Annotated in this window: 24 protein-coding genes and 1 pseudogene; 15 read left to right on the forward strand and 10 right to left on the reverse strand. The window is 73.0% G+C overall.

Annotation, left to right across the window (positions count from 1 at the left end; translation table 11 throughout):
- Nucleotides 1–57: 57 nt before the first annotated feature.
- From ACWFNE_RS10070 to ACWFNE_RS10080, 3 genes are all read right to left on the reverse strand, one after another.
- Nucleotides 58–1,224: a PP2C family protein-serine/threonine phosphatase gene (locus tag ACWFNE_RS10070; RefSeq protein WP_452122283.1), complete on the reverse strand. Its 1,167-nt coding sequence runs from the start codon at nt 1,222–1,224 to the stop codon at nt 58–60.
- Between the two features lie 80 nt (nt 1,225–1,304).
- Nucleotides 1,305–1,862 (reverse strand): N-acetyltransferase family protein, encoded by a 558-nt coding sequence (locus ACWFNE_RS10075; protein ID WP_452122284.1) that lies wholly within the window; start codon nt 1,860–1,862, stop codon nt 1,305–1,307.
- A gap of 11 nt (nt 1,863–1,873) precedes the next feature.
- Nucleotides 1,874–2,440: a nucleotidyltransferase family protein gene (locus tag ACWFNE_RS10080; protein ID WP_452122285.1), complete on the reverse strand. Its 567-nt coding sequence runs from the start codon at nt 2,438–2,440 to the stop codon at nt 1,874–1,876.
- 57 nt (nt 2,441–2,497) lie between these two features.
- Here ACWFNE_RS10080 and ACWFNE_RS10085 point away from each other — a divergent pair, with 57 nt between their 5' ends.
- Nucleotides 2,498–3,319: an endonuclease/exonuclease/phosphatase family protein gene (locus tag ACWFNE_RS10085; RefSeq protein WP_452122286.1), complete on the forward strand. Its 822-nt coding sequence runs from the start codon at nt 2,498–2,500 to the stop codon at nt 3,317–3,319.
- A gap of 53 nt (nt 3,320–3,372) precedes the next feature.
- Here ACWFNE_RS10085 and ACWFNE_RS10090 read toward each other — a convergent pair whose 3' ends face one another.
- The 4 genes from ACWFNE_RS10090 to ACWFNE_RS10105 all read right to left on the reverse strand — a co-directional run bounded on the left by ACWFNE_RS10090 (nt 3,373) and on the right by ACWFNE_RS10105 (nt 5,850).
- Nucleotides 3,373–4,179, reverse strand: a complete 807-nt coding sequence (locus tag ACWFNE_RS10090; RefSeq protein ID WP_452122287.1) for an SAM-dependent methyltransferase — start codon at nt 4,177–4,179, stop codon at nt 3,373–3,375.
- A gap of 158 nt (nt 4,180–4,337) precedes the next feature.
- On the reverse strand, nt 4,338–4,706 hold the full coding sequence (locus tag ACWFNE_RS10095) for a hypothetical protein (RefSeq protein WP_141372230.1): 369 nt from the start codon (nt 4,704–4,706) through the stop codon (nt 4,338–4,340).
- 412 nt (nt 4,707–5,118) lie between these two features.
- Entirely contained in the window at nt 5,119–5,400 is a 282-nt protein-coding gene (locus ACWFNE_RS10100) for an adhesin (RefSeq protein ID WP_452122288.1), read from the reverse strand.
- A 207-nt stretch (nt 5,401–5,607) separates the two neighbouring features.
- Nucleotides 5,608–5,850 carry an amphi-Trp domain-containing protein gene (locus ACWFNE_RS10105; RefSeq protein ID WP_452122289.1) on the reverse strand — a complete coding sequence of 81 codons (243 nt, stop codon included), beginning with the start codon at nt 5,848–5,850 and terminating at the stop codon, nt 5,608–5,610.
- A gap of 158 nt (nt 5,851–6,008) precedes the next feature.
- Between ACWFNE_RS10105 and ACWFNE_RS10110 the strand changes: the two are divergent.
- A pseudogene (locus ACWFNE_RS10110) lies at nt 6,009–6,158 on the forward strand (integrase core domain-containing protein); the annotation flags it as partial.
- Between the two features lie 49 nt (nt 6,159–6,207).
- Here ACWFNE_RS10110 and ACWFNE_RS10115 read toward each other — a convergent pair.
- Together ACWFNE_RS10115 and ACWFNE_RS10120 are read right to left on the reverse strand one after the other, a co-directional pair.
- Nucleotides 6,208–6,735, reverse strand: a complete 528-nt coding sequence (locus ACWFNE_RS10115) for a hypothetical protein (RefSeq protein ID WP_452122290.1) — start codon at nt 6,733–6,735, stop codon at nt 6,208–6,210.
- 36 nt (nt 6,736–6,771) lie between these two features.
- Nucleotides 6,772–7,461, reverse strand: a complete 690-nt coding sequence (locus ACWFNE_RS10120) for a hypothetical protein (RefSeq protein ID WP_452122291.1) — start codon at nt 7,459–7,461, stop codon at nt 6,772–6,774.
- Nucleotides 7,462–8,180: 719 nt separating this feature from the next.
- Between ACWFNE_RS10120 and ACWFNE_RS10125 the strand changes: the two genes are divergently transcribed.
- From ACWFNE_RS10125 to ACWFNE_RS10165, 9 genes are all read left to right on the forward strand, one after another.
- Nucleotides 8,181–9,629 (forward strand): family 43 glycosylhydrolase, encoded by a 1,449-nt coding sequence (locus ACWFNE_RS10125; RefSeq protein ID WP_452122292.1) that lies wholly within the window; start codon nt 8,181–8,183, stop codon nt 9,627–9,629.
- Between the two features lie 341 nt (nt 9,630–9,970).
- The gene (locus ACWFNE_RS10130) at nt 9,971–11,215 is read left to right on the forward strand and encodes a PP2C family protein-serine/threonine phosphatase (protein WP_452122293.1); all 1,245 of its coding nucleotides are present in this window, start codon (nt 9,971–9,973) and stop codon (nt 11,213–11,215) included.
- Nucleotides 11,212–13,170 (forward strand): glycosyltransferase family 2 protein, encoded by a 1,959-nt coding sequence (locus ACWFNE_RS10135; protein WP_452122294.1) that lies wholly within the window; start codon nt 11,212–11,214, stop codon nt 13,168–13,170. Before ACWFNE_RS10130 ends, ACWFNE_RS10135 begins: the two co-directional genes overlap by 4 nt.
- 5 nt (nt 13,171–13,175) lie before the next feature.
- The gene (locus ACWFNE_RS10140; protein ID WP_412870486.1) at nt 13,176–13,511 is read left to right on the forward strand and encodes an STAS domain-containing protein; all 336 of its coding nucleotides are present in this window, start codon (nt 13,176–13,178) and stop codon (nt 13,509–13,511) included.
- Complete coding sequence (locus ACWFNE_RS10145; protein ID WP_452122295.1) at nt 13,501–13,920, forward strand: ATP-binding protein; 420 nt, start codon at nt 13,501–13,503, stop codon at nt 13,918–13,920. The genes ACWFNE_RS10140 and ACWFNE_RS10145 overlap by 11 nt, the downstream gene beginning before the upstream one ends.
- Nucleotides 13,921–13,978: 58 nt before the next feature.
- Nucleotides 13,979–14,917 (forward strand): hypothetical protein, encoded by a 939-nt coding sequence (locus ACWFNE_RS10150; RefSeq protein WP_452122296.1) that lies wholly within the window; start codon nt 13,979–13,981, stop codon nt 14,915–14,917.
- A gap of 206 nt (nt 14,918–15,123) precedes the next feature.
- Entirely contained in the window at nt 15,124–15,444 is a 321-nt protein-coding gene (locus tag ACWFNE_RS10155; RefSeq protein ID WP_452122297.1) for a hypothetical protein, read from the forward strand.
- Nucleotides 15,444–15,749, forward strand: coding sequence for a hypothetical protein (locus ACWFNE_RS10160; protein WP_452122298.1), 306 nt, complete (start codon nt 15,444–15,446; stop codon nt 15,747–15,749). Before ACWFNE_RS10155 ends, ACWFNE_RS10160 begins: the two co-directional genes overlap by 1 nt.
- A 495-nt stretch (nt 15,750–16,244) precedes the next feature.
- A complete protein-coding gene (locus ACWFNE_RS10165; RefSeq protein WP_452122299.1) occupies nt 16,245–17,378 on the forward strand; it encodes a hypothetical protein in 1,134 nt (377 codons plus the stop codon).
- A 72-nt stretch (nt 17,379–17,450) separates the two neighbouring features.
- Here the strand turns inward: ACWFNE_RS10165 and ACWFNE_RS10170 are convergent, their stop codons facing one another.
- Nucleotides 17,451–19,508, reverse strand: a complete 2,058-nt coding sequence (locus ACWFNE_RS10170) for an ATP-dependent metallopeptidase FtsH/Yme1/Tma family protein (RefSeq protein ID WP_452122300.1) — start codon at nt 19,506–19,508, stop codon at nt 17,451–17,453.
- A 435-nt stretch (nt 19,509–19,943) separates the two neighbouring features.
- On the opposite strand from ACWFNE_RS10170, the gene ACWFNE_RS10175 reads away from it, so the two are divergent.
- From ACWFNE_RS10175 to ACWFNE_RS10190, 4 genes are all read left to right on the forward strand, one after another.
- Entirely contained in the window at nt 19,944–20,576 is a 633-nt protein-coding gene (locus ACWFNE_RS10175; RefSeq protein WP_452122301.1) for a hypothetical protein, read from the forward strand.
- 20 nt (nt 20,577–20,596) lie between these two features.
- Nucleotides 20,597–21,937, forward strand: coding sequence for a signal peptidase I (locus ACWFNE_RS10180; RefSeq protein WP_452122302.1), 1,341 nt, complete (start codon nt 20,597–20,599; stop codon nt 21,935–21,937).
- Entirely contained in the window at nt 21,934–23,136 is a 1,203-nt protein-coding gene (locus ACWFNE_RS10185) for a glycoside hydrolase family 26 protein (protein ID WP_452122303.1), read from the forward strand. The genes ACWFNE_RS10180 and ACWFNE_RS10185 overlap by 4 nt, the downstream gene beginning before the upstream one ends.
- Nucleotides 23,137–23,232: 96 nt before the next feature.
- Nucleotides 23,233–25,593, forward strand: coding sequence for an arylsulfatase (locus ACWFNE_RS10190; RefSeq protein ID WP_452122304.1), 2,361 nt, complete (start codon nt 23,233–23,235; stop codon nt 25,591–25,593).
- The last annotated feature ends 5 nt before the right edge of the window (nt 25,594–25,598 follow it).

The following is a 25,598-nucleotide window of genomic DNA, read 5'->3' on the forward strand; positions in this document are numbered from 1 at the left end:
CCCGCCGAGCCGCACGCCCGGCGCCCGGCCCACAGCCGCTGAGCGGCGCGTCGCGCCTCAGCCCCGCGCGTCGTCCCGTCGCACCGCGAGCACCGTCACGTCGTCCGCCCGGCCGCGCCCCTGCGCGTCCGCGAGCCGCAGGACCGCGTCGACCGCGTCCTGCGCCGACGTGACCCCGCGCAGCCCGTCGCGCACCGCGGGGAACGAGTCGGCGCTGTTCCGGAAGCGCTCGACGAGCCCGTCGCTGAAGGTCACGAGCAGGTCCCCGGGCGCGAGGTGGACCGTGCGCTCCGCCGTCTCCGGCACGGGCAGCACCCCGAGCGGGAGGCCCGACGCCAGCAGCCGGGTGCTCGTGCCGTCGGGGTGAACGACGAGCGTGAGGCCGTGCCCCGCGTCCGCGTAGGTCAGGTCGCCCGTGGTCCGGTCGAGGTGCGCGTGGAAGCTCGTCGCGAGGAAGCCGGTCGCGTGCAGGTCCGTGTGCAGCACCGCGCCCGCCTCGCCGAGCGCCTGCGCGACGTTCGCCTGACGGGACGCCGCCCGCAGGACCGCGCGCACCGACGCCGCCATGATGCTCGCGGCCGGGCCGGTGCCGAGCACGTCCACGATGCTCAGCGTCAGCCCGGCAGGGGTCGGCGACCAGTCGAAGAAGTCCCCGCCCACGCCCGCCGCGACGCACGCCCCGGCGACGCCGTACCCGGGCACGTGCGGCGCCTCGCGCGGCAGGAGGCCGGCCTGGACCTGGGACGCGCGCTCGAGCTCCAGCTCGACGGCCATCTGCGCCTCGACCCAGTGCGCGAGGTCGCGCAGCAGCGCCTCCTGCTCCGGGCCGAACTCGCGCGGCCGGACGTCGACGAGGCACAGCGCGCCGACCCGGTGCCCGCCGGGCGCCATGAGCGGCTGCCCGGCGTAGAAGCGCACGTGCTCCTCGCCCGCGACGCGCGGGAGGTCCGCGAACCGGGGGTCCAGCGTCGCGTCGGGGACCACGAGCATGCGGTCCTCGGCGACCGTCGTCGAGCAGAAGGTCTGCTCCCGGGGCAGCACGCCACCGGGGTCGCCGGCCTTGTGGACGGTGCGCGTGCGGTCGACGAGCGTCACGAGCGCCGTCGGGACCTCGAAGAGGCGCCGGGCGAGCCGCACGACGTCGTCGAAGCGCCGGTCCGCGCCGGAGTCGAGCACCCCCAGCCGGTGCAGCGCCTCGACCCGCTCAGCCTCGCTCGCGTGCACCCGAACCCCCGCATCCCCGTGGACAGACCTCCGTCCCCCCATCGGCCGGTGCGGGCGGCACATGAGGAGTTCGAGGGCGGTCATCCCACGACGGGGCTGCGGCGCTCGAGCAGCACGACGTCACGCCAGACGCCGTCGCGCCGCCCGATGCGCTCGCGGACGCCGACGACCCGGAACCCGTGCCGCTCGTGCAGCGCGAGCGAGGCGCCGTTCTCCCGGAGCACCCCGGACTGCACGGTCCAGATGCCCGCGGCCTCGGTGCTCGCCACGACCGCGCGCACGAGCGCACCGCCGACACCGCGACCGTGCGCCCGAGCGGCCACGTAGACCGAGAGCTCGACGACCCCGGAGTACGCGGCGCGACTGCTCACCGGGGCGACCGCCGCCCAGCCGAGGACCCCGTCGGTGCGCACCCCGTCGACGTGGTCGAGCGCGACGAACCGGTGCTCGGCGCTGTGCCGGGCGTCCCACTCGTCCCACGGGGGGACGCTCGTCTCGAAGGTCGCGTTCCCCGCACGCATGCCCTCGCCGAACACGTCGAGCACCCCGGCCGCGTGCTGGGTGGTCATGGGCACGACGCGGACGGCGGGGCTCTCGGCGGACTCGCCGGGGCCGGCCGACGGGATCTCGTGGGGCACGGCGCTCGGTGTCAGCCCACCGCGTCGGACGGCGTCACCCGCAGGTCGTCGAGCAGGAACAGGAACGCGCGCGCGTAGGGGTTGTCACCGACCTCGCGCCGCACGACGTCCCAGTCGATCTGCTCGCGCAGCGCCCGCGCGACGGGCAGCAGCCGGGAGAAGTCGCAGTAGTGCTCGCCGAGCACGCGCAGCTTGCTCGACAGCACGTCCGTCGCGCTCAGCACCGGCATGCGCACCGCGAGCACCTCGATGCGGTCGGACCGCTCGAACAGGCCGTCGTCGACCGGCTCGCCCGTCATCCGGTACAGGACGTCGATGAGCTCGCCCTTGTGGAACGCCTTGAACAGCCAGTCCTCCGCGGGCTCCAGCACGTCGAGGCCCGCCCCCTCGAGCGCCGCGCGCGCGACGTCGACGTCCTCCTCGCGGATCAGGAAGTCGGCGTCGTGGTCGGGCTCGGGGGCGCCACGGGCCCACGCCGCGTAGCCGCCGCACAGGGCGTACGGGATCTCGGCCTGGCCGAGCGCCACGGCCGCGAGCCGCAGTCCGTCGTGCATCGCCTCGCGATCGTCGATGGGCATGGCACGGGTCTACACGACGGCGTGCGGGCCCGCAGTGCGAGGGCAACAATCGGTGCGATGCGACTCGCGACCTTCAACATCCTGCACGGACGGTCGCTCACGGACGGCGAGGTCGACCTCGACCGGTTCGGGGCGGCCGTCGCCCGGCTCGACGCGGACGTGCTCGCGCTGCAGGAGGTCGACCGCGACCAGCCGCGCTCGCACGGCGCGGACCTGACGGCCGTCGCGGCGGAGGCGATGGGCGCGCCGGACCACCGGTTCGTCGCGACGCTCGCCGGTACGCCGGACCTGTGGTCGGCCGCGGACGGCGAGCTCCAGCCGAACACCGCGAGCTACGGCATCGCGCTGCTGAGCCGGCACCCGGTGCTGTCGTGGCACGCGATGGCGTTGCCGGCGCTCACGCGCAAGGTCCCGGTCGTCTTCCCGGGGCAGCGCATGCCGTCGATGGTGCAGGACGAGCCGCGCGCCGCCCTCGCCGCGGTCATCGAGGTGCCCGGGCAGGACGGCGGCCGGCCCGTCGCCATGACGGTCGTCTCGACGCACCTCAGCTTCATCCCCGGCTGGAACTCGCGCCAGCTCCGGCACCTGGTGCGCGACCTGCGCGGCGTCCCGCGGCCCGTCGTGCTCATGGGCGACCTGAACCTCGAGGGCGACCGGGCCGCGCGCGTGAGCCGGTGGCGGCCGCTGACGAGCACGAACACCTTCCCGCTCGAGAACCCGAACCGGCAGCTCGACCACGTGCTCGCCGACGGGCCCATCGAGCCCACCGCGCTCGGCCGGGCGCTCGACACGGGCCTGTCGGACCACCGCGCCCTCGTCGTCGACGTCGCGCTCGCGAACGAGCCCGACCACAGCGCGCACGCGAGCCGGCACCTGTGATCCGAGGGCCCCGTCAGGGAGGGCCCGGGTCGGTCCCGTGACGACGTCGAGGGTCAGGACGGGGTGCGCGCCGACAGCAGCGTGAAGGAGACGAGCTCGCCCCCGTCCGCCTCCAGCATCGTCAGCACCGGGTCGGCGGTCGCGGCTCCCGCCTCCGCCCCCTGCTCCGCCGGACGCAGCGCGGCGACCGCACGCTGCCACCGCAGCCAGTCGTCCCAGCCACCGTCCTGCAGTCGCGCGACGACGTCGGTGACCAGGCCGGTCACCTCCCAGTGGAACCGCCACCACCCCGGGGTGTGCCACGCGAGCGCCTCCCACCCGACGCACGCGTCGACGTGCGGCGGGACGGCGCCGAGCTCGCGCACCTCGCGGCGCAGCGCGGGCGTGGCGACGCCGAGCCGGCCGCCGGGCACGAGCAGGCGCGTGAGGTGCGGCAGGTAGTGCTCGGACGTGCCGAAGTACTCGAACGCGTCGACGCACACGACCGCGTCGAAGCTCGCGGGCTCGAACGGCAGGGCGTGCGCCTCGGCGCGGACCGCCCGGACCCGGTCACCGACCCCGGCCGCGTCGAGCAGGGCCGTGACCTCCGCGGGGTCGATCCACAGGTCCGCGGCGACGACCTCGACGCCGAGCTCGCGGGCGAGGAAGACCGACGTCGCGCCGCGTCCCGAGCCGAGGTCGAGCACACGCATCCCGGGGCGCAGGTCGAGGTCGTGGCACAGGTCCTCGAGCAGCCACAGCGGGTTCGGGCCCATGTCCAGCGCGACGAGCCAGGCAGGGTCGTACGCCGACGAGAGCGGGTAGCGGTCAGGGCGCACGAACGCGGCGAGGGCGTCATCGGCGGTCTGGGGGTGGCTCACGGGCGACACGCAACCACCGACGCGGAGCCGTCGGCAACCGGATTGCCGGCGCCCGGCGTGCCCGTGCGCCGCGTGTCGTCGGGCCGGCGCGACGGCGGGCCGTGGCGCCGGGTCGCCGTCAGCCGAGCGTCGCCGTCCCCGCGACGCGTCCGTCGCCGCTACTCCGTCGACTCCGCCTCGAGCTGCTCGGCCTGCGCGAGCCGGACGCCGTGGCTGCGGGGCGGGGCCTTGATGCCGACCACCATGTCGACGATCTCGATGTACTGGGCCTTCGCGCCCATGCGGAACTCGGTCGCGGCGGCGTGGATCTGCTCGAGGGTGTCGGCCTCGACGATCGTCACCTGGTCGTACTTGGTGGTCAGCCCGCTCGTGACCACGTGGGTCAGCAGGTCGGAGAACTTCTCGAGGCTGTCCGCGTGGCTCTTCGACACCTCGTGGATCCCCTTGCGCCCGAGCGCGAAGTACTCGGGGCTGATCTTCATGAAGAGGAATCCGATGTACTTGTTCTTCGCTGCGAGCCGGTGCATCGCGGCCTCCCCGGGTCGGTGGAGGGCGGCTTCCCCCGTCGCCCACGTTGCTCGCGGGCGTCCGGGGCAGCAAGGACCGGGCGGCCTACCCGTTCGTGCAGGCGGGCGTGCCGATCGGGCACCCGCCGGCGACGCAGCGCAGCACCTCGATCTCGCGCGGGGTGAGGTCGGCGAGGCGGGGGTGAGGTCGGCGAGGCGGGGGTGCGGTGCGTCGCGTCCGGTGTGCTCCGAACGTCGGAGCGGGCGCACGGAGCGCCGGGACGCCCGCAGGGACCGGCTCGGGTGCGCCGTGAGGTACGTCGCGAGGATGACGGCGTACCCCGTCGGGCCGCGCGCCTGCGCACATGACGAGGGGTGGCGCCGTACCCGGCACCACCCCTCGTCCGCACCGGCGCGCGCCGGTCGTGCGGTGCTACTGCTGCGGTGCGAGCCGGAAGCCGGCCGCCGCGTCGGCGCCCTCGGCGTCGAGCTGCTGGTCCGCGAGCGCGTCGGTCGTCTCCGCGGAGACGTAGACGGTCGCGCCGCCCGCGGTCACGACGTCGTCCCCGGGGGTGGGGGCCGCGACCAGCGCGAGCTCGAGCGAGCCCTCGTGCTCCGTGGACTCCGCGATGCGGAGCCCTCCGGTGTCGGGGAGGCCCGCCTGGACGGTGAGGTCCTCGACGGCGCTGCGGGCGTTCTCGGTCAGGGTGAGCACAGGTGCGCTCCTCTCGTTGCCGGTGAGGACGCCGGTCCGGCGGGTCCGTGCGGACCCCCGACCGGCGCCTTCGGTCCGTTCCACCGTCCGCGACCGGGCCGCGCCCCGCAACCCCGGCGTCCACGCAGCGAGACCGCGGCGGTCGCCGGTGCGGGTCCGGCACCGCTCCTCGCGGCTCCTCGCGGCGGCGGCGACGGCCGCGGCCGGTCACCAGGTGAGCTCGATCTCCAGCTCGTTCCCGTCGTCACCGAGCTCCACCTCGACGGTCAGGTCCACCTCGTCGGGCACGCGGACGGTGACGCGCTTGCCGGAGCGCTCGAACTCGACGGAGTTGTTCCGCGCGAGCGAGTCGGCGAGCGCACGCAGGCGCGCGGCCGCGTCCTCGCGGCTCAGGTGCTCGGTCCGGTCCAGGTCGAACAGGTCCATGTCGTCCCCCAGTCTCGTCGGCACCTCGACGGTAGGTCGGCTCCGGCGCCCGACGGCTCGTCCCGCCCGGGTGACCTCGGGGCGCCGGCAGCGGGCGGCGTGCCCGTCGGGGTCACACGCGCGATCGCGTCGCACCGCCGGGTGCCACCTCCGGGGTCGGCATGGACCCCCGCTCGGCGTCGGCCTACGCGCGCTTCTACGACTCCACCGAGCAGCGCAACAGCGCCCTACCGAGCTGGCTGCGCTTCTACAATCACCACCGCGCCCACTCCGCCATCGGCGGCCGGCCGCCGGTCACGAGGCTGACCAACCTCCCCGGACATCACAACTAGACGACCCTTGGGCTGCGCGTATGACAACTGAAGGTCGGGTCCAGCCGCGTCAGTTGCCGAGCAAGGCGGCAATCCGGGCGCGCCACAGTGCGTCCATGAGATCGGGATCGCTGTAGGCCTTGACCGAGACTAGAAGTCGGCGGTCACTCAACGGCAGGACCCAGGCGCCCGCGACCGGTACCACTTCGGTGTCGTGTCGGCCGGATCCTGAATTGGTGCCGAGCAGAGCTGGGAGCCACTGCGGCCGGTAAGTCGTCTGCGCTTCGTCCACGTCGGCATCGCCCCACGTCGGCGCTTCCGGCTCGACCTGCGCGAGAAGCGTGGCGAGGGTCTCGTCGTCTGGCGCGACGAGGGCGCCAGCATCCGCTCCGGCGAGGGCCCACCACCAGGCGTCCCATGCTGCAGCAGTGACCCGGCCTGCAAGCGGGGAAGCCTCGCGTGGCGGCGCTGGCGCCAAGGGAGGTACATCCGGGGCAAAGGGGAGCCCGAATCGGTCCCGGACGTAGAGCGCCGCAGTGAAGCCTGACCCGCTGATGGTCGATACAACGAGGTTGCTTGACGTGCTGCTTGTTCTCACTGCGGCGCCCCTTCGTCCTTCGTTACTCGGTCTCCGTCAGCTCTTGTAGAGCTGGAGGCCATCGACGCGCGGTCCGCCCGTCCAGCAGTTCCCCGGGTGACCGTTCGGCCAGGTTACTTGCACGTCGCCCCGGATGAAGGTGGCGCCATACTTCTGGGTCTTCGGGATATCGAAGCGGGTGTCGTTCGACCACCGTGTGACCCCGCCGAGGTGGCCAGACTCGGGCACGTGGGCGGTCCATCCGTCAGTGTGCGAGGTGCTGAACAGCAGCACGTCCGTGTCGTAGTTGCTGGCTGAAACCACTCCGGTGAGGTCGAAGCCGACCTTTACGTAGCCCTGGCCCTGGGTCTGAGAGACCGTGCTCTGCAGGATGACGTAGGAGCTGCCGCAGTTCCCGAAGATGGTGTTGGAGATCTCGGGCCGCACGACTCCGATCCCGGTCCGCGAGTTCATCGTCTTCCTGATGCGGGCTCCAGCATCACGCACGCGCTGCTCGAGAACTGCGTCGAACTGTGCTGCAGGCGCCGAGACCGTGAAGGTCTCAGTCGGGCTCTGCGGCACCGTGACATCGCCTTCGAGCGCGGCTGGCACGAACACCATGCCTCCTACGGTCACCGTGGCCGTCGTCACCTCCTGCGTCTCGACACTGGCCGCGGTAGCGGCTGTCGTTCCTGCCATGAGGACCGCGGCGATGGCTGCGGTCAGTGGAATGGTCCGTCGGCGCATTCTCTACCCCCTGCGAGTTGTGCCACGTGGTTCGTTGGCGATCGCCAGCCTGGCGGCGATTGCCCGAAGGTGACAAGGATCCTGCGCGATTGGAAAAAGGTGCGCCGCGGACTTGACCGGTACCTCGTCAGCCCGAGCGCGGTCAGACCTCGGCGCACTCCCGAGTCGGGTACGCAGGGTGCCTATAGAGCACAAAGGCGTCGCGTCGCCCTCCGAAGGGTTCCGCGTTACCGGTGCGCCCTGCGAGCGCGCGAGCTCGTCGGCGCGGTCGGCCGTGGCGGTGGCTGGGTGGGGCCGGCGGGTTGCGGTGGCCGATAGCACCTGCCGGTGAGGCCCGAAGAACACAGGCGCTCACCGGCCAGCCAACCAGGCAGGCCAGACCACCACCCGCAAGGAGACCCACACCATGGATGCCGGACCACCTCGCGCAGAAGGTGCGCGCCGCGACGGCCGACTCGAACGCGCTGGCCGTCGCTGCTCGGCAGGGGTACCCCTGTGCGGCCGGCTGGGTGCGGGTCGTCACTGCTCCATGAGAATCCCGCCACAGAGCGTCTACAACGTTGACCGAAAGTTCCCGAGTCCCTAGGTTCGCCGTCACGTGCACAGCGACCGGGCGCTCGCGGGATCGAGCACCGCCCAGCGCGGACGTCGGCGACACCGAGGTCGCGGACGCGGACAGGACGCCGCTGCGGCGCGTCCCCGACGAGCAGGAGCCCCTCATGCCCGGCACCCCTCCCCGCACGACCACCGACCGGCGTCCCGCCCCCACCTCGTCCCTGCGGCGCGCCGTCGCCGCCCTCGCGACCGCCGCGCTCACCGCCGCCGCGCTGCTCACGCTCGCCCCGGCCGCGCAGGCCGCCGCACCGCCGCTCGTGGGTGTGCAGTCGGGCCGGTGCCTCGAGGTGCGCGGCAACAGCACGACCGCCGGGGCCGCGATCCAGATCTGGGACTGCAACGGGGTCACCGGGCAGGGCTGGACGCTGACGCCCGCCGGCGAGCTCCGCACGCACGACGGCACGCGCTGCCTCGACGCCCTGGAGTGGGGCACGTCCGCCGGGACCGCACTCATCTCCTGGACCTGCACCGGGAGCGCCAACCAGACGTTCGCCCGGGGCGCGAGCGGCTCGCTCGTGCACCAGCGCTCGGGCCTGTGCGTCGACGTGACCGGGGCGCGCACCACCGCCGGCACGCCCGTCGCGCTCTGGACGTGCAACGGCCGGACCAACCAGCAGTGGACCGCGGGCTCGACGACACCGACGCCGGCCCCCACGGGCGGCACCGGCACGCCGCCGGCCGCCTACCCCGGACCGGGCGCGATCAGCGGCGACGTCGGCGCGCACGACCCGACGGTCGTCAAGCGACCCGACGGCTCCTACCTCGTCGCGACGACCGGCCGCGGGATCCCGCTGAAGACCTCCCGCGACCGCACGGCGTGGACGGCCGCCGGCGCGGCGTTCCCGAACGGCACGCCCTGGACCGCGCAGCACACGACGGGCGACCTGTGGGCCCCCGACCTGTCCTACCGGGACGGTCAGTACTGGCTGTACTACTCGGCGTCGACGTTCGGCAGCAGCACGTCGGGCATCTACCTCGCGACGAGCCCGAGCGGCGACGCGGGGACCTGGACCAACCGCGGCCTCGTGATCAGCTCGACGAGCACGAGCGGCTGGAACGCGATCGACCCCGACCTCGTGTCCGACGCGCAGGGCCGCTGGTGGCTGAGCCTCGGGTCGTTCTGGTCGGGCATCAAGCTCATCGAGATCGACCCCGCGACGGGCCTGCGCTCCGGCACCGCGCTGCACGCGATCGCGTCGCGCAGCGCCGGCATCGAGGCCCCCGACATCGTGCGCCGCGGCGGCTGGTACTACCAGTTCGTCTCGTTCGACGCGTGCTGCAGGGGCGCGCAGAGCACCTACCGGATCGCCGTCGGGCGCTCCACGTCGATCACCGGGCCGTACGTCGACCGCACCGGGACGCCGCTCACGAGCGGCGGTGGCACGCAGGTCCTCGCGGGCCACGGCTCGATCCACGGCCCGGGCCACTCAGCGGTGCTCGCCGACACCGGCGGCGACGTGCTCTTCTACCACTACTACACCGACTCGGGCGCTCCCCGGCTCGGCATCAACCTGCTCGGCTGGGACGCCGCCGGCTGGCCCTACGTGTACTGAGGGCGGCCCGAGCACGACGACGGGCGGCAGCCTCCACGGCTGCCGCCCGTCGGACGAGGGTGCGCACCGGCAGACACCTCACGGCGCGGAGCCGCTCGTGGCGGCGAAGGTGGAGCCCGGGGGTCATGAACCGGTGCGCACCCCGCACAACCACGCACACCCCGCCCGTGTTCCCGGCCCCGGGACGACGGCGCTCCAGCCCGTGCTCCCGGCGCCCGGATGCGGACGTCCGACCAGTTCAGGGGGACCAAACGGCCCGCACCGGGAGGAACCCGGCGCCCCGGCGCCCGCCGCGTGGGACCCGTCGCGCAGCACGCCGATCCGCTGGTTACCGTCGGCGCATGGGGGGAGCACAGCGCGGCGCGGCCGGGCAGGTCGCGGAGGACGAGCGGGTCGCCGCCGTCCGCCGCCTCGGCGTGCTCGACACCGAGCCGGAGGAGCGCTTCGACCGCGTCGCGCGCCTCGCGCAGCAGCTCTTCCACGTGCCCAGCGTGATGGTCTCGCTCGTCGACGCCGACCGGCTCTTCTACAAGGCGCACATCGGCACGGACGTCCAGCAGATCCCGCGGCGGCACTCGTTCTGCTCGATGGCGATCGCGGAGCCCGCGACGTTCGTCGTCGAGGACGCGTCCGCCGACCCGCGCTACAGCGCGAACCCGTACGTCGCGGGCGACCCGCGCCTGCGGTTCTACGCCGGTCAGCCGCTCGTCGCACCCGGCGGCCACCGCGTGGGGACCCTGTGCGTCGCGGACGACCGGCCCCGGGCGTTCTCCGCGGCCGACCGCGCGCTCCTGGGCGACCTCGCGCGGTGGGTCGAGAAGGAGCTCATCGTCGAGGCCGAGCTCGAGCGCGCCGCGTCGGTGCAGGCCGGGCTGCTGCCCGCCGCTCCCCCGGTGCTCGACGGCTACGAGCTCGCGGGCGCCTGCCTGCCCGCGCGCGCGGTCGGCGGCGACTTCTACGACTGGGACGTCGTCACCGGGGGCGTCTCGCTGACGATCGCGGACGTCATGGGCAAGGGCATGGGCGCGGCGATCCTCGCGGCGACGGTCCGGGCGGTGCTCCGGGCGAGCGGCCGGGGGCGCGGCGTCGACGGGGCGCTCGCGGACACCCAGGCCGCCGTCGAGCCCGACCTGCTGGCCTCCGGAAGCTTCGTGACCGCGTTCCACGCACGCCTCGACACGGCGGCGCACGAGCTGTCCTACGTCGACGCGGGGCACGGGCTGAGCGTCGTGCTCACCGCCGACGGTCGCGTGCGGCGCCTCGCCTCGACCGGGCCGCCGCTCGGCATCCCCGAGTACGTCGGCGAGCGGCTCGTCACCCGCCTGCGGCTCGCGCCGGGCGACCTGCTCGTGACGTTCAGCGACGGGGTGCTCGACGTGCTCGACGGCACGCTCGCGGCGGTCGACCGGGTCGCCGCCGCGGTGCACGGGGCGGCGTCGGCGCAGGACGCCGTGGACCGGGTCCTGGCGCTCGCCCCCGCGGGCGCCGACCGGCCCGACGACCTCACGGTGCTCGTGCTCCGCCGCTCGGACGCGCCCTCCGACGCGCCCCTCGACGCGCCCCGCCCCGGGCAGGCCGGCGCATGAGGCGCCAGCTCGCGCTGCGCGTCGCGGTGCTCCTCGCCGTGACGCTCGGCCTCAACTACACGGTCTGGCGCTGGCTCGAGTCCGTGAACTGGTCGGCGTGGTGGATCGCCGTCCCGCTCGTGGTAGCGGAGACGTACAGCTTCATCGACGTCGCGTTCTTCGGGATGACGATGTGGCGCGCGAAGGAGCGCGAGACCCCGCCCCCGCCACCCGAGGGCGCGACGGCGGACGTGTTCGTCACGACGTACGACGAGCCCGTCGAGATGGTCATGGCGACCGCGCTGGCCGCCCGGGACATCCGCTACCCGCACCAGACGTACGTGCTCGACGACGGCGCGCGGCCCGAGCTGCGGGCCGCCGCCGACGCCGCGGGGATCGGCTACGTCGTGCGCACCGCCGACTGGGCCGACCGACCGCGCCACGCCAAGGCCGGCAACCTCAACAACGCGATGCTCACGACCGACGGCGAGTTCATCCTCGTCCTCGACGCCGACCAGATCCCGGCACCCGAGATCCTCGACCGCACGCTCGGGTACTTCACCGACGACCGCGTCGCGCTCGTGCAGACCCCGCAGTACTTCACGAACGTGCCCGACGCCGACCCGCTCGGCAGCCAGGCCCCGCTGTTCTACGGCCCCATCCAGCAGGGCAAGGACGGCTGGAACGCCGCGTTCTTCTGCGGGTCGAACGCGGTGCTGCGGCGTGACGCCCTCATGCAGCTCGGGCTCGTCGGCTACGTCCGCGAGACCGAGCGGACCGTGCGGGAGGCGCTCAAGGCGGGCGCGACGGTGCTCGCGCGCAGCCGCCGCCGCGAGAGCGACCCGCGGGTGCTCGCGGCGCTCGACGACGTCGAGGGGGCCGTCCGCGACGCGCAGCGCCGGCTGCACGCCCAGGACCCCCTCTCGGAGGTCACGTTCGAGTTCCAGCGCCGGGTCGGCGACGTGTCCGCGTCGCTGGTCACCGCGGACGTCGACGCGATGCGCGCGGACCTCGCCGCGATCTCGGCGATGGCCACCGGGCGCCACGTCCAGGAGGCCACGCTCACGGTCGACGACGCAGCGCTGCGCCGGCTCTCGTCGCGCGAGTGGTCCCCGCTCGGGGCGATCGAGTCGGTGCGCGCGCTCGTCGCCGCCGTCGACGTCGACCGCTCCGACGAGGCCCAGGCCGTGATGCCGGTCGCGACCGTGTCGGTGACGGAGGACATGGCGACGGCGATGCGCCTGCACGCGCTCGGCTGGCGGACCGTCTACCACCACGAGCGGCTCGCCGACGGGCTCGCCCCCGAGGACCTCGGCACGATGATGACGCAGCGGCTCCGGTGGGCGCAGGGCACGCTCCAGGTGATGCTCAAGGAGAGCCCGCTGACGATGCGCGGGCTGCGCTGGGGCCAGCGGGTCATGTACTTCTCCACGATGTGGAGCTACCTGTCCGGCTTCGCCGCGGTCGTCTACCTCGCGGCGCCCATCATCTTCCTGTGCTTCGGCGTCCTGCCGGTGACCGCGTGGACCGTCGACTTCTTCGCGCGGTTCGTCCCGTTCCAGCTCGCGAGCCAGCTGCTGTTCGTCGTCGCCGCGCACGGCGTGCGGACGTGGCGCGGCCAGCAGTACTCGCTCGCGCTGTTCCCCGTGTGGATCAAGGCCACGGTGACGGCGACGGCGAACGTGTGGTTCGGCCGGCCCCTCGGCTTCGCGGTGACCCCCAAGGTGCGCCAGGACGGCGGCGGGTCGTGGCGGCTCGTCCTGCCGCAGCTCGTCGCGATGGGCGCGCTCGTGGTCGCCTCGCTGGTCGGCCTCGTGCGCTTCGGGCTCGGCTACGCCCCGTGGGTGGGCACGTTCGTGAACCTGGCCTGGGTCGTCTACGACCTCGTGGTGCTCAGCGTCATCGTGGAGGCGCTGCGGTACCGCGGCTCCACCGGTGGCGGGACCAGCGGCTCCAGCAGCAAGGAAGGGCAGTGACGCGCATGCAGCTCGACAGGGACGTCCGACCCGACGGGATCGCGGTGCTCCGGCCGCGCGGCCGGCTCACGATGGTCGCCGCGAGCGACCTCAAGGCCGTGGTCGACGACGTGGTGGCCCAGGGGCACACCGTCGTCGTGGTGGACCTGCACGACACCGAGTTCATGGACTCGTCGGGGCTCGGTGCCCTCGTCGGGGGCCTGCGCTCGGCCCGTGCCGCCGGTGGGGACCTGCGCATCGCGCGGCCGTCCACGCAGGTCCGCACGGTGCTCGAGCTCACGACGATGGACCGGGTGCTGCGGCCGCACGCGAGCGTCGAGGACGCCGTCGGTGCCGGCTGACCGACCGGTCGAGACGCGGGTCGACCACTGCGTCCTGCCCGGCTGCATCGAGCGCGTGCACCACGCGCTCGGCGGTCTGTGGGCGCAGGCGCCCGAGGTCCCCGACCTCGACCGGATGATGTTCGAGACCGCGGTGATCGAGGTCACCGCCAACGTCATCGAGCACGCGGAGCGCGGCGACGACTTCGACGCGGAGGTGGTGCTGCGCGTCGAGGACGGGGCGCTCGTCGGCGAGCTGACCGACACCGGCGCGTTCGTGGACGTCGACCTCGACGTGGACCTGCCCGAGGACGACCTCGCGACCAACGGCCGCGGCATCCCCCTCGCGCGTCGCGCGGTGCACGAGATCTCCTACCGGCGCGGCGAGGGGCGCAACCACTGGCGCCTCGTGCGGCACTGGCAGGGTTGACCCAGGACCGCGGGGAGGGGACCCCGCGTCGCCGGGGAGCCGCGGAGGGGGGAACCACGTGCAGCTGCCGTACACCTACCGCGTGACGCAGTACGACCCGCGCGACTGGGACGCCGCGGGCCGCTACTCGGGCGACGTCGCTTGGACGAGCGACGAGGGGCCGGTCGAGGCCGCGCACGTCGAGGCGGTCGCGTGGTTCCTCGAGGAGCTCGGGGTGACGCAGCTCGAGGTCCGGGACCCGATGAGCGAGGGCCTCGACCCCGACGAGACGCCGCTGCCCGCCGAGCACCCGCTCGCGGGGCTGTTCGGGCGCCGGCTCGAGGGCTACCACGACGGCGCGCTCGTCGACGTGGCCGGGGCGCAGCTGCTCGTGCGCGTGATGCTGCGGCGCGCCGGGGCGTGGTGCCGGCTCGAGGCGCCCGGCGCGTTCGTGCACGTCTGGTACGAGTCGGTCTACCTCGGGGCGGCCGAGCCGTGCCCGCGCTCCCTGACGCGCGCGCTGGCCGCCGGGCTCGACTGCGAGGAGGTCGCGCAGTCGCCCAACGACCCCGCCCCCACCGACGTCTCCCCGTGGGAGGACCGCCGCGCGGTCGACACCGCGTTCTGGGCCGAGGTCGACGCGCTGCTCGAGGCGCACGGCGCGGTCATGGTCGAGGAGTGGGGGCCGTGGCCGCGGTGGCACCGGCTCACCGTCGAGCAGCCCCGCGTCGCGCTGCGGCCCCGCGCGCACGTGTTCGTGTGGCCGGACCTGCCCGACGGCGTCGGCGCGGTGCTCGCCTCGCCCCCGGCACCCGAGCGCGTCGAGAGCCTCGTGTGGGTGGCCGCGGACGGGCGGGCCCGCCAGCGCTGGGTCGAGGGCGACGCGCCGCCGGACCTGCGCACGCTCCTCGCGGGCGCGACGCGGGCGGCCTGGCGGGGGCGGACGAACGACCCGCCGCTGCTCGAGGCGTGGCTGCCCGACGCCGACGGCGTCATCCGGACGCGGCTGGACTCCTGAGCGGACGCCCGCCGACGCTGTGGGCGTCGCCGGCCAGGCCAGTCCAAAGCGGGCCCGGGCGCGTCGGGGCTCGCCTGACGTCAGAGGCCGTGGCCGTCACGTTGGTTCTGGGTACGCACCCTCAGCCCGTAGGCGCGTCTACGCCGTGGGTGAACCATCCCCGCAGGGGTCGCGCCCACATGCCCATCGGGGGTAGCGTCGCTCTCATGATCCCGAACGAGTCCATCCTGAGCAGTGGGTTCAAGCCAGTGGGAGAGGCGAGCGCGGACGAACGCTCGCGAATCTCGTTTGGGAAGGCTGGAGTCAGGAGGGACGACCGGTACGCCGTCGCCGTAAACGAAAGCGGGGAGATCCTTCTCACGCCGCTCGTAACCATCCCAAAAAGGGAACTGCTCGTTTGGGAAGATGAGGTAGTGCGCGCCTCCTTGGCACGCGGATTGGCTCAGAGCGCAGCGGGCGAAACGGTTTCCATCGGGGACTTCAGCCAGTTCGCTGGCGATGAAGACGACGAGAACGACCTCGCATAGTGGCGGGCACACGCTTCCAGCTCCTCTTCTCGAAGGAGTCGGCTGAGACTCTCGACCGACTCGCTGCGAGCAAGCAATACGCCGCCAAATTGAAGCGAGTCCAGCGTGCGCTGGGCCGGCTGCAGTTAGACCCCACCTACCCAGGTCTGCGATCGCATAAGTACACTTCGCTGTCCGGGATGAATGGTGAAGACGTCTGGGACTCGTACGTCGAGAACAACACGCCATCTGCCTGGCGAATCTTCTGGCATTACGGCCCGACGCCCGACACGATCACCGTCGTGTCGATCACTCCGCATCCCTGATAGGACTGCCAGCAGCGGCGAGTTGGGACGACAGAGGGGGCAGGCGCGCAAGTGGATCTTCAAGGGCTGCCCGACCATGAGCGCGGGATATTCCTTGACGCCTTGGTTAGTTATGCAGACGCATGCACGCTTCCTAACCTCACACCCTCGTGCCCGTACTACGCGGTCGGGCCGAGCGGCCCGACCTGCGGTGAAGAGTGCCGAGGCCTCGCGGAGCGCCACGGCGTCGACGACCGGCCGGTTGTGACTGCGAGTGTCGAGGGTCTATTGCTGCGCGGACGATCCATACCTCGGTCATCTGCTTCCGGCGTCGAGGACTTTGACGCAGGCCAACGCTACGTCGCGGAACGGCTGCGCCCTCTGGAAGAGCAATCGACGACGTCGCTCCTGCTCGGGCTAGCGTCATCCGTACGCCCCCCAGTTTTCGGAGCGAGCAGACACGATCACAACAGAGCTCTTGAGTTCTGGGGCGAGTTGGGCCGTAGACACGTTCCCGTGGAGCGCGTCCTGCGCGGCGCGATCGTCGCCGAGATCTCCCAAGCCGTTGCAGCACGCGTCGCCGCGCCTCACCTCCTTCGCACTGGATCTCTGCCGCCTCATATAAGCGTTGACCTGATCGCTGATCTCGAGCAGCGGCCCGCAGACGAGTGGAGCGAACTACTCGATCGGCTGGTCGAATCATTCGGCACCCCTGTAGTCGCCGCTTCGGCAGGTGCGCAGGCGATCGTCTCGGCCTACCTGCACCAGGGTGGCCAGCTCGATCCGACAGTGGACCTAATGCCGGGAGAAATCGACGAGGGATCAGTCCGACGATCAGCGAACGATCCGCATCTACTGTTAGCTTTTTCTCGACTCTTCCTTGGACGAGTCGAGGACTGGATAAGTCGACTCCTTGAAGAGGACATTGCTTCTGCGCTGCGGGCCGACCCTCCACCGCCGTCGATCTTTTTGGCGCTCGAACACCGCACCTCGACGAGAGACGAGGTGGGGCTTTGGATTTGGGACCGACTTACTGTTACAAGGATTGAATCCTGGGCGACATCGTCACTTCTCCTCGAGTGGCGGATGCACAGAGGCAAACCTGCGCCCGGCTGCCCGGCGCGAATCCTCGCCGAGCGAGATACGCCAGCAGATCAGGTCGCCAATCTCGCCCTTGAGCGGATGTCGCGCGCCAGTGGGCGGACTCACGCCGCCCGAGACCTGGACCCAGTCCATTTCACCCGTCGCGCCGCTCACGAGTTGCGCTCGGGGAGATGGCAGGAGGCTGCAGCAATATTCTCCGCGCTCGTCGAATTGCGACCGGCCGACGGGGAAGCATGGAATAATCTTGGGTTTTGCCAGCTAGCCGGCGATCCAGCGACCGCATTAACTTCGCTGGAGAAGGCTAGTTTCTACGAGCGTGATCAGCCGATCGTAAATGTTGCCAATCGGTGTCTTGCGCTGCACCTGATGGGCGATAATGCCGCGGCTAAAGCGCTTGCAGAGTCGAGTCAGCATCTTCGTCTCATACCGGCGCGGCCGGCATTTATGTGGATTCACCACTGCGGTTCGGAACTGCAGCTGGGTGAAAGCGTTGAACTCGTCCCCTATTTTGATAGATTGTACGAGCATATCGCGCCGCTCGCCTAGCATCGAGCAGAGTCAGTCGTGCGCCCCACCGTAGAGCGCGGCACTCCTCGGTCCGACCGGCGCCGAGCGGCGTCAGGCGGCGGCGACCGCGCCCTGCGCCGGGCTCGAGTGCTCGGCGACGAGCGCGAACACCTGCGGCCCGTCGAGCGTCTCGTCGAGCAGCAGGGCGTCCGCGACGGCCTCGAGCAGCGCGGGGTGCGCGGCGAGCAGCGCGGTCGCGCTGGCGTGCGCCTCCTGGAGCAGGGCGTCGACGTGGGCGTGCGCCCGGGCCGCGACCTCGCCGCCGACCCGGAGCGTGTCGGCGTCGACCTGCGCGTATCCGAAGCCGGTCATGCCGTACTGCGTGACCATCGACGTCGCGAGGCTCGTCGCGCTCTGCAGGTCGCCCGAGGCGCCCTGCGTGAACTCGCCGTCGAGCAGCCGCTCCTCGGCGGCCCGCCCGGCCATCGCGACGACGAGCTGCGCGAGGGCCTTCCGGCGGGGCAGGAAGATGTCGTCGCTGCCGCTCATCCACGTGACGCCGCCCGCGGGGCCGCGCGGGACGATGGTCACGGACACCGGGTCGTCGGCGTCGGGCAGGAGCGCCGCGGCGATCGTGTGGCCGGCCTCGTGCCACGCCGTGACCCGGCGGTCGAACTCGGTGACCAGCGCGGACGTGCGTGCCCGGCCGAGCGCGACCGTGGCGATCGCGGCCTGGAAGCAGGCGGCGTCCACGAGCGGCTGACCGCGCCGGGCGGCCTCCATGCAGGCCTCGTTGACGACCTGCGCGAGCTCGGCCCCCGACATGCCGGGGGTCTGCCGGGCGACCTGGACGAGGTCGACGTCGCCCGCGAGCGGGCGCGTGCCGCCGTGCACCTCGAGGATCAGCGTGCGCCCGCGGCGGTCCGGGTTCGGGACGTGGACCTCGCGGTCGAGACGGCCCGGGCGGGTCAGTGCGGCGTCGAGGATGTCCGCGCGGTTGGTGGCTGCGAGCACGACGATCTGCGAGCCGCCGAAGCCGTCCATCTCGTTGAGCAGGGAGATCAGGGTGTTCTCGCGCTCGCCGTCGTTGCCGTTGCCGCCCTTGCCGCTGCGCGCGCGCCCGACGGCGTCGATCTCGTCGATGAAGATGATGGCGCGCTCGGCCTTGCGGGCCTCGGCGAAGAGGTCGCGCACCCGCCGCGCACCGACGCCCACGTACGTCTCGACGAAGTCGGAGCCCGCGAGCGCGAAGAACGGGACGCCGGCCTCCCCGGCGACGGCGCGCGCGAGCAGCGTCTTGCCGGTCCCGGGCGGGCCGACGAGCAGCGCGCCGCGCGGCCGGGTCGCGCCGACCGCCTCGAAGCGGGCGGGGTCGCGCAGGAACTGGACCATCTCGCGGAGCTGGTCGACGGCCTCGTCGGCGCCCGCGACGTCGGCGAACGTCACCGTGGGGACCTCGCCGGAGGTGAGGGCCTTCTTCTTGGTGGCCCCGAGGACGCCCGGGTTGAGGACGCGCACGAGCAGGAGCAGCAGGCCGAGCACGAGCATGACGGGGAGGACGCGGAGCGCCGCCTCGGCCACGAGACCCTGGTCGGTGCCGTCGACGGTCTCGAGGGCGACGTCCGCGTCGACGAGGGTCTGGGTGAGCTCGTCGCCGTAGCCGGCCGGGAAGCGGGTCTGCGTCGCGTCGCCGCCGGCGAGGTCGAGCGTGACGGTGCTCGTGCCGTCGTCGAGCGTGGCCGTGGTGACGTCGCCCGCGGCGATGCTCGCGAGCGCGGCGGTCAGCGCCACCTCGTGCGGCGCGTCCGCGGAGCCGGCGCTCGACGCGGCGATCGCGGCCCCTGCCCCGCCGAGCACGAGCACCCCGGCGGTCACGGCGAGGACGGTCCGGTTGCGGGTCCAGCGGCGCAGCGCCGAGAGCGGCGGGCGGTCGCCGTCGGGCCCGGTGCCGCCGGAGCGGCGGGTGCTGCCGTGCTCGCGGCCCGCCGTCGCCGTCGCTGTCGCCGGGCCGTCCGCGGTGGCGCTCGGGGCGGCGACGAAGCCGGCCTCGGGCGTCGAGGTGACGGGTGCCGCGGTCACGGGTGCCGCGGTCGCCGGTGCCGCGGTGGCCTGCACGGAGACGGCGGGCACGGTGGTCGCGGCGGCGGGGGTGCGCTCGTCGGGCGTCATTCCCCTGTCATCGGCGCGACGCGCGGGCACGTGAGGGGACCGCCGTCCGACGGGTGGGACGCCGCAGATCTCACCCGCTCGCACCGCGTCCCCCGGTGGCGCACGAGCCGCCGCTGTGCAGTGCGAGGCGTTCCGGGGGCGTCGCCACCGGCTCGCGGCGACCCCCGTCGAGCGCCCCGGGCGTGCGCCGGACCGTGCACTCCCGGGTGACGCCCGTCACCCGCCGCCGCTGCGCCGGCTGCGCGACGACAGACCGGACCGATCCGGGCACCGCTGAGCCGCCCGTGTGTGATCCACGTCACAACGCCTAATGCTTCACTCACCCGGATGCCGGGCCGATTACTCCATCTGAGGCGCCCGGACCACGAGGGCGGCTCAGGTCGTGGCCGGGGGGAACGGTGCGCGACGTCACCGTTCTCAGAGACAGGTTCCACCGTGACCAAGAAGACGCCCTCGTCCCGCGCCCACCGCATCGCCGCCCTCGCCGCGACCCCGATCGCGATCCTCGCCGCCGGCAGCCTCGTGTGGCAGTCGTCGAACGCCGCATTCACCGCGACGACGCGCTCGTCGGGCAACGCCTGGAGCAGCGGCTCCGTCGTGCTGACCGACGACGACAACGGCGTCGCCGGATTCACCGTCGAGAACCTCGTCCCCGGCCAGACCGGCTCGCGCTGCCTCGTCGTGACGTCCGGCGCGAACGTGCCCGGGCAGGTCCGCACGTACGTGTCCGGCCTCTCGCCCTCCGCGCAGGGCCTCGAGAACTACATCAAGTTCGACGTCGAGCAGGGCACCGGCGGCTCGTTCGCCGACTGCACCGGCTTCGTGCCGACCCCCGACAACCAGCCCGCCGCCGCGATCGCGACGCTGGCCCAGGTCAACAAGGACTACGCCACGGGTGGCTCGGCCTGGAACACCGCCGGGACGCCGGGCGAGAGCCGGACCTACCGCGGCACCTGGAAGTTCGACACCACCGGCCTCACCCAGCAGCAGATCGACGCCCTGCAGGGCGCGCGGGTGAGCATGGACATGGTCTGGGAGCTCCAGAGCAGCGAGACCCCGACCAACTGAGCATCCCTGCCCAGCACCTCGTGACCAGGGCCACGACCACCAGCCGCAGCCGAGCGCTCACCCCGCCCGGCTGGGGCTGGCTGGTCGTGGCCACGGTCGCCAAGTCGTACCTCGTCCTGCTCGCCGCGCTGGCCGCGGTCGCGCTCGTGCCTGCCCTGCTCGGGTGGCACACCTCGGTCGTGCAGACCGGGTCGATGATGCCGACGATCAACCCGGGCGACGTCGTCCTGGCGACGAGCCTGCCCGAGGGCGCCCCCGTGCCCGTCGGCGCCGTCGTCCAGTACCGCAGCCCCGCCGAGGCCGAGCCGAGCGGGACGGCCACGATCCGCCTGCACCGCATCGTCTCCGCGAACGACGACGGCACGTTCGTCACCGCGGGCGACGCGAACGCGGAACCCGACAGCACCCCGATCACCCGCGACCAGATCATCGGCCAGGGGCGCCTGCTCGCACCGTACGTCGGGCTGCCGAGCCTGTGGGTCGCGCACCGCGACGTCCCGGCGCTCGCGACCTGGCTCGCGGTGACGGTCCTCGCCATCGCCCTCGCCACGCGCCGCCCTCGGGTCGCAGCCGACGACGAGGAGACCGGCGACGGCCCAACCCCCGGCTCCCCCGCGGGTGGCCCCGTCCGCCGCGCGGCCCTGACGGTCGCCGGGCTGGCCCTCGTCGCGACCTCCGCCGCCGCTCCCCCGGACGCCGCAGCCGCCGCGTTCACGTCGCGGACCACGATGGCGTCGAGCTGGACCGTCGCGGCGCCCGCCCCGCTGACGCTCGGCCGCGCGGCGCCGTACGCGCTGATCGGGTCGAGTGCCGTGATGAACAGCGGCCCCAGCACCCAGGTGAACATCACCGGCAGCATCGCGACCAGCCCCGGGATCCTCGTCACCGGCTTCCCGTGGGGCACCAGCGTGGACCTCGCCAACACCGCCGCCCGGAACGCGAAGGCCGACGCCACGACGTTCTACACCGCGGCCACCAAGCGGCCCACGACCGCGACCCCGGCCGCGGTGCTCACCGGCACGCTCCGGCCCGGCACGCACCGGCGGACCGGCAACCTCGCCGTCAGCGGGACCCTGACCCTCGACGCGCAGGGCGACCCCAGCGCGGTGTTCGTCCTCGTCGCCGACAGCATCACCGCCCGCGCGGGCAGCACGGTCCGGCTGACCAACGGCGCGTCGGCGGCCCACGTCTCCTGGGTCACGCCCGGCAGCGTGAACCTCCTCACGGGCAGCACGAACATCGGCACGTACGTCGCCCAGGGGAACGTCACGATCGAGCGCGACACGACGCTCACCGGCCGCGCGATCTCCCTGGGCGGGTACGTCACGCTGCTCCGCACCGACATCACGGTGCCCCGATGAGGCCCGTGCGCTCCGTGACCGCCCTGCTGGCGGCCGGTGCGGTCGCCGCGCTGGGTGCGTGCTCGCCGCAGGACCGCACCCCCGAGGTCCCGGTGTGCACCGTGCGCCCCGCGGCGGACCTCGTGCCCGAGCGGGGCATGCTGTTCGGCGTCAACCTCGACTGGGACGCGCAGAGCCTCGCCGACTACACGCGCGACCTCGGTCGCCGGCCCGCGGTGGTCGTGTCCTTCACGTCGGTGCCGCTCGACGACGCCGACGTGCAGAACGTCACGTGGGCCGCCGACCAGGTGCGCGCGGAGGGCGGCATCCTGCTGCTCACGCTCGAGCCCGACCAGGGGCTCGCCGCCGTCACCCCCGACGTCGTCGACCGCGTCGCGGACCTGCTCGCGTCCTTCAACGGGTCCGGGGTCCCCGTGATCGTCCGGTTCGCGCACGAGATGAACGGCTCCTGGTACGCGTGGGGTCAGCAGCCCGAGGCGTACGTGCGTGCCTTCCGCGAGGTCGCCGCCGCGCTCGACGAGCGTGCGCCGGGGTCGGCCATGATGTGGGCGCCCAACTACGCGGGCGGCTACCCGTTCGTCGGCGGGGCGTTCGCCGCCCAGCCCGGGACGCCGGGCACCGCGCTGCTCGACACGGACGGCGACGGCTCCGTCACGGCCGCCGACGACGCCTACGCCCCGTACTACCCGGGCGACGACGTCGTCGACTGGGTCGGGATGTCGCTCTACCACTGGGGGTCCGCGCCGCCGTGGGGCGAGACGGAGATGCCGGAGCCCGGCAAGTTCGCCGCACAGCTCACCGGGACCTACGACGGCCTGGCCGGCGACGAGACGTCCGCGCCGGACTTCTACCAGGTCTACGGCGTCGAGCACGGCAAGCCCGTCGCGATCCCGGAGACGGCGGCCCTCGTCGTGACCGACGACACCCTCCCGTGGGCCCAGGGCCTCGCAGTCAAGCAGGCGTGGTGGCACCAGGTCCTCGCGCCCGACCTCGCGACGACGTTCCCGCAGCTCAAGATGGTGAACTGGTTCGAGTGGGACAAGCACGAGACGGAGATCGGCGCGCACGTCGACTGGACGGCCGCGGGCCACCCGGCGCTGCGGGACGCGTTCGTCGCCGACCTCCCCGGCACGCTCGTCCTCGCGGACGCGCCGGTGCCGTGCGTCCCCGTGGGCGCGACGCCGAGCACCGAGCCCTGACCGGGGGCGCGTCCGGCGTCATCCCGCGCGCGTGAGGCACCCGGGCCCGGCGCCCGGGATCGTGGCCACGAGCGGACGTCGTCGCGGGAGGCCGGCATGGGTGTGGTGGAGTACGACGCGGGTTCGGCGTTCCCAGGCAGGATCGGGCGCACCGTCGAGGAGTCGACCACGGCGTGGCCCGCACCGCGCCGGGCACCCGAGGGGTCGCCCAACGTCCTGTTCGTGGTGCTGGACGACGTCGGCTACGGACAGCTCAGCTGCTTCGGCGGGCTGGTCGAGACCCCGAACATCGACCGGGTCGCCGCGTCGGGCCTGCGGTACGCGAACATGCACACGACCGCGCTCTGCTCGCCCAGCCGTGCCTGCATCCTCACGGGGCGCAACCACCACTCGAGCGGGGTCGCGGCGATCATGGAGATCGCCACCGGCTACCCCGGGTACGACGGCCGGATGCCCTTCGAGAACGGGATGCTGTCGGAGCACCTGCTGGAGGTGGGCTACAACACCTTCTGCGTCGGCAAGTGGCACCTGTCGCCGTCCGAGGACAACACCGCGGCGGGGCCGTTCCACCGCTGGCCGCTCGGTCGCGGCTTCGAGCGCTTCTACGGCTTCCTCGGCGGCGAGACCAACCAGTGGTACCCCGACCTCAACCAGGACAACGGCTCGATCCGCGTGACGCGCACCCCCGACGAGGGCTACCACCTGAGCGAGGACCTGACCGACCAGGCCATCCGGTTCATCCGGGACGCGCACGTCAACGCCCCCGACAAGCCGTTCTTCACCTACTTCGCCCCCGGCGCCGCGCACGCACCGCACCACGCCCCGCGGGAGTGGATCGAACGGTACGCCGGCCGCTTCGACGAGGGCTGGGACGTCTACCGCGAGACGGTGTTCGCCCGGCAGAAGGAGATCGGCCTCTTCCCCCAGGACGCCGAGCTGTCGCGCCACGACCCGGACGTCCCCGAGTGGTCGTCGCTCACGGCCGACGAGCGGCGGCTCTACGCCCGGATGATGGAGGTCTTCGCCGCGTTCCTGTCGCACTTCGACGAGCAGCTCGGCCGGCTCCTCGACGCCCTCGACGAGCTCGGGGTGCTCGACGACACGCTGGTCATGGTCACGTCGGACAACGGGGCCTCCGCGGAGGGCGGCGCGACCGGGTCGTTCAACGAGATGCTCTTCTTCAACATGGTCCCGGAGAGCCTCGACGAGAACCTCTCACGCATCGACGAGCTCGGTGGCCCGACGGCCTACAACCACTACCCGTGGGGCTGGACGTGGGCCGGCAACACCCCGTTCCGCCGGTGGAAGCGCGAGGTGTACCGGGGCGGGGCGACGGACCCGCTCATCGTGGCGTGGCCGGCCCGGATCGCCGCCCGCGGCGAGGTGCGTCACCAGTACGCGCACGCCATCGACATGGCGCCCACGGTCCTCGACGCGATCGGCGTCAGGCCGCCCGCCGTGGTCCGGGGGGTCGTGCAGTCACCCCTGGAGGGGGTGAGCTTCGCCCACACCTTCGACGACGCGGACGCCGCGACCCACCACCACGTCCAGTACTTCGAGATGCTCGGCGAGCGGGCGATCGACCACGACGGCTGGCGTGCGGTGTGCGCCTGGCCCGGTCCGTCGTTCGCGGAGGCGGCGGAGCAGGGCCGCAAGTTCGCGGACCCCCTCACGCGTCACGACCTCGACGTCCTCGAGACGACCGGGTGGGAGCTCTACCACGTCGCGGAGGACCCGGCCGAGACCGTCGACGTCGCGTCCGAGCACCCCGAGAGGCTCCGCGAGCTGGTCTCGCTCTGGTGGTCGGAGGCCGGCAAGTACAAGGTGCTCCCGCTCGACGGGACGGTGCAGCAGCGCCTCTCCGCCGAGCGACCCCAGATCGGACGACCACGGAAGCAGTACGTCTACTACCCCGGTGGCGCCATCGTGCCGCCGTTCGCGACGCCGGCGATCTTCAACCGTCCGTACACCATCGAGGCCGAGCTCGAGGTGCCCGCCGACGGCGACGTCGAGGGCGTCCTCCTCGCGCAGGGCGGGGAGGCGGGCGGCTACGCCTTCTACGTCCTCGACGGACGGCCGCGGTTCTCGTACAACTACGTGGGGCTCGACCGCTTCGAGGTCGCCGGCCCGCACCCCCTGCCACCGGGCCGGCACGCGGTCCGGTTCGAGTTCGAGCCCACCGGCGCGCCGGACATCCCGAGCGGGAAGGGCGTCCCGGGGCGCGGCGAGCTCTACGTGGACGGCACCCTGGTCGCCGCCACCACGTTCCCGCACACCACGCCGCTGTTCTTCGAGATCGAGGGTCTCAGCTGCGGGTACGACTACGGCGCACCGGCCGCCGACTACACCCCGCCGTTCACGTTCACCGGGACGCTGCACAAGGTCACCGTGGACCTGTCCGGGGAGCTCGTCGCCGACGACGAGGCGACGATCCGCCGGCTCCTCGCCCAGCAGTGACCCGA

The organism is Cellulomonas sp. NPDC055163 (assembly GCF_053607065.1).

Coding starts and splice junctions, on each gene's coding strand:
- ACWFNE_RS10085 (WP_452122286.1), top strand. CDS start 2,498: ATGCGACTCGCGACCTTCAACATCCTGCACGGACGGTCGCTCACGGAC.
- ACWFNE_RS10135 (WP_452122294.1), top strand. CDS start 11,212: ATGAGGCGCCAGCTCGCGCTGCGCGTCGCGGTGCTCCTCGCCGTGACG.
- ACWFNE_RS10125 (WP_452122292.1), top strand. CDS start 8,181: ATGCCCGGCACCCCTCCCCGCACGACCACCGACCGGCGTCCCGCCCCC.
- ACWFNE_RS10155 (WP_452122297.1), top strand. CDS start 15,124: ATGATCCCGAACGAGTCCATCCTGAGCAGTGGGTTCAAGCCAGTGGGA.
- ACWFNE_RS10190 (WP_452122304.1), top strand. CDS start 23,233: ATGGGTGTGGTGGAGTACGACGCGGGTTCGGCGTTCCCAGGCAGGATC.
- ACWFNE_RS10120 (WP_452122291.1), bottom strand. CDS start 7,461: ATGCGCCGACGGACCATTCCACTGACCGCAGCCATCGCCGCGGTCCTC.
- ACWFNE_RS10170 (WP_452122300.1), bottom strand. CDS start 19,508: ATGACGCCCGACGAGCGCACCCCCGCCGCCGCGACCACCGTGCCCGCC.
- ACWFNE_RS10130 (WP_452122293.1), top strand. CDS start 9,971: ATGGGGGGAGCACAGCGCGGCGCGGCCGGGCAGGTCGCGGAGGACGAG.
- ACWFNE_RS10185 (WP_452122303.1), top strand. CDS start 21,934: ATGAGGCCCGTGCGCTCCGTGACCGCCCTGCTGGCGGCCGGTGCGGTC.
- ACWFNE_RS10080 (WP_452122285.1), bottom strand. CDS start 2,440: ATGCCCATCGACGATCGCGAGGCGATGCACGACGGACTGCGGCTCGCG.
- ACWFNE_RS10140 (WP_412870486.1), top strand. CDS start 13,176: ATGCAGCTCGACAGGGACGTCCGACCCGACGGGATCGCGGTGCTCCGG.
- ACWFNE_RS10095 (WP_141372230.1), bottom strand. CDS start 4,706: ATGCACCGGCTCGCAGCGAAGAACAAGTACATCGGATTCCTCTTCATG.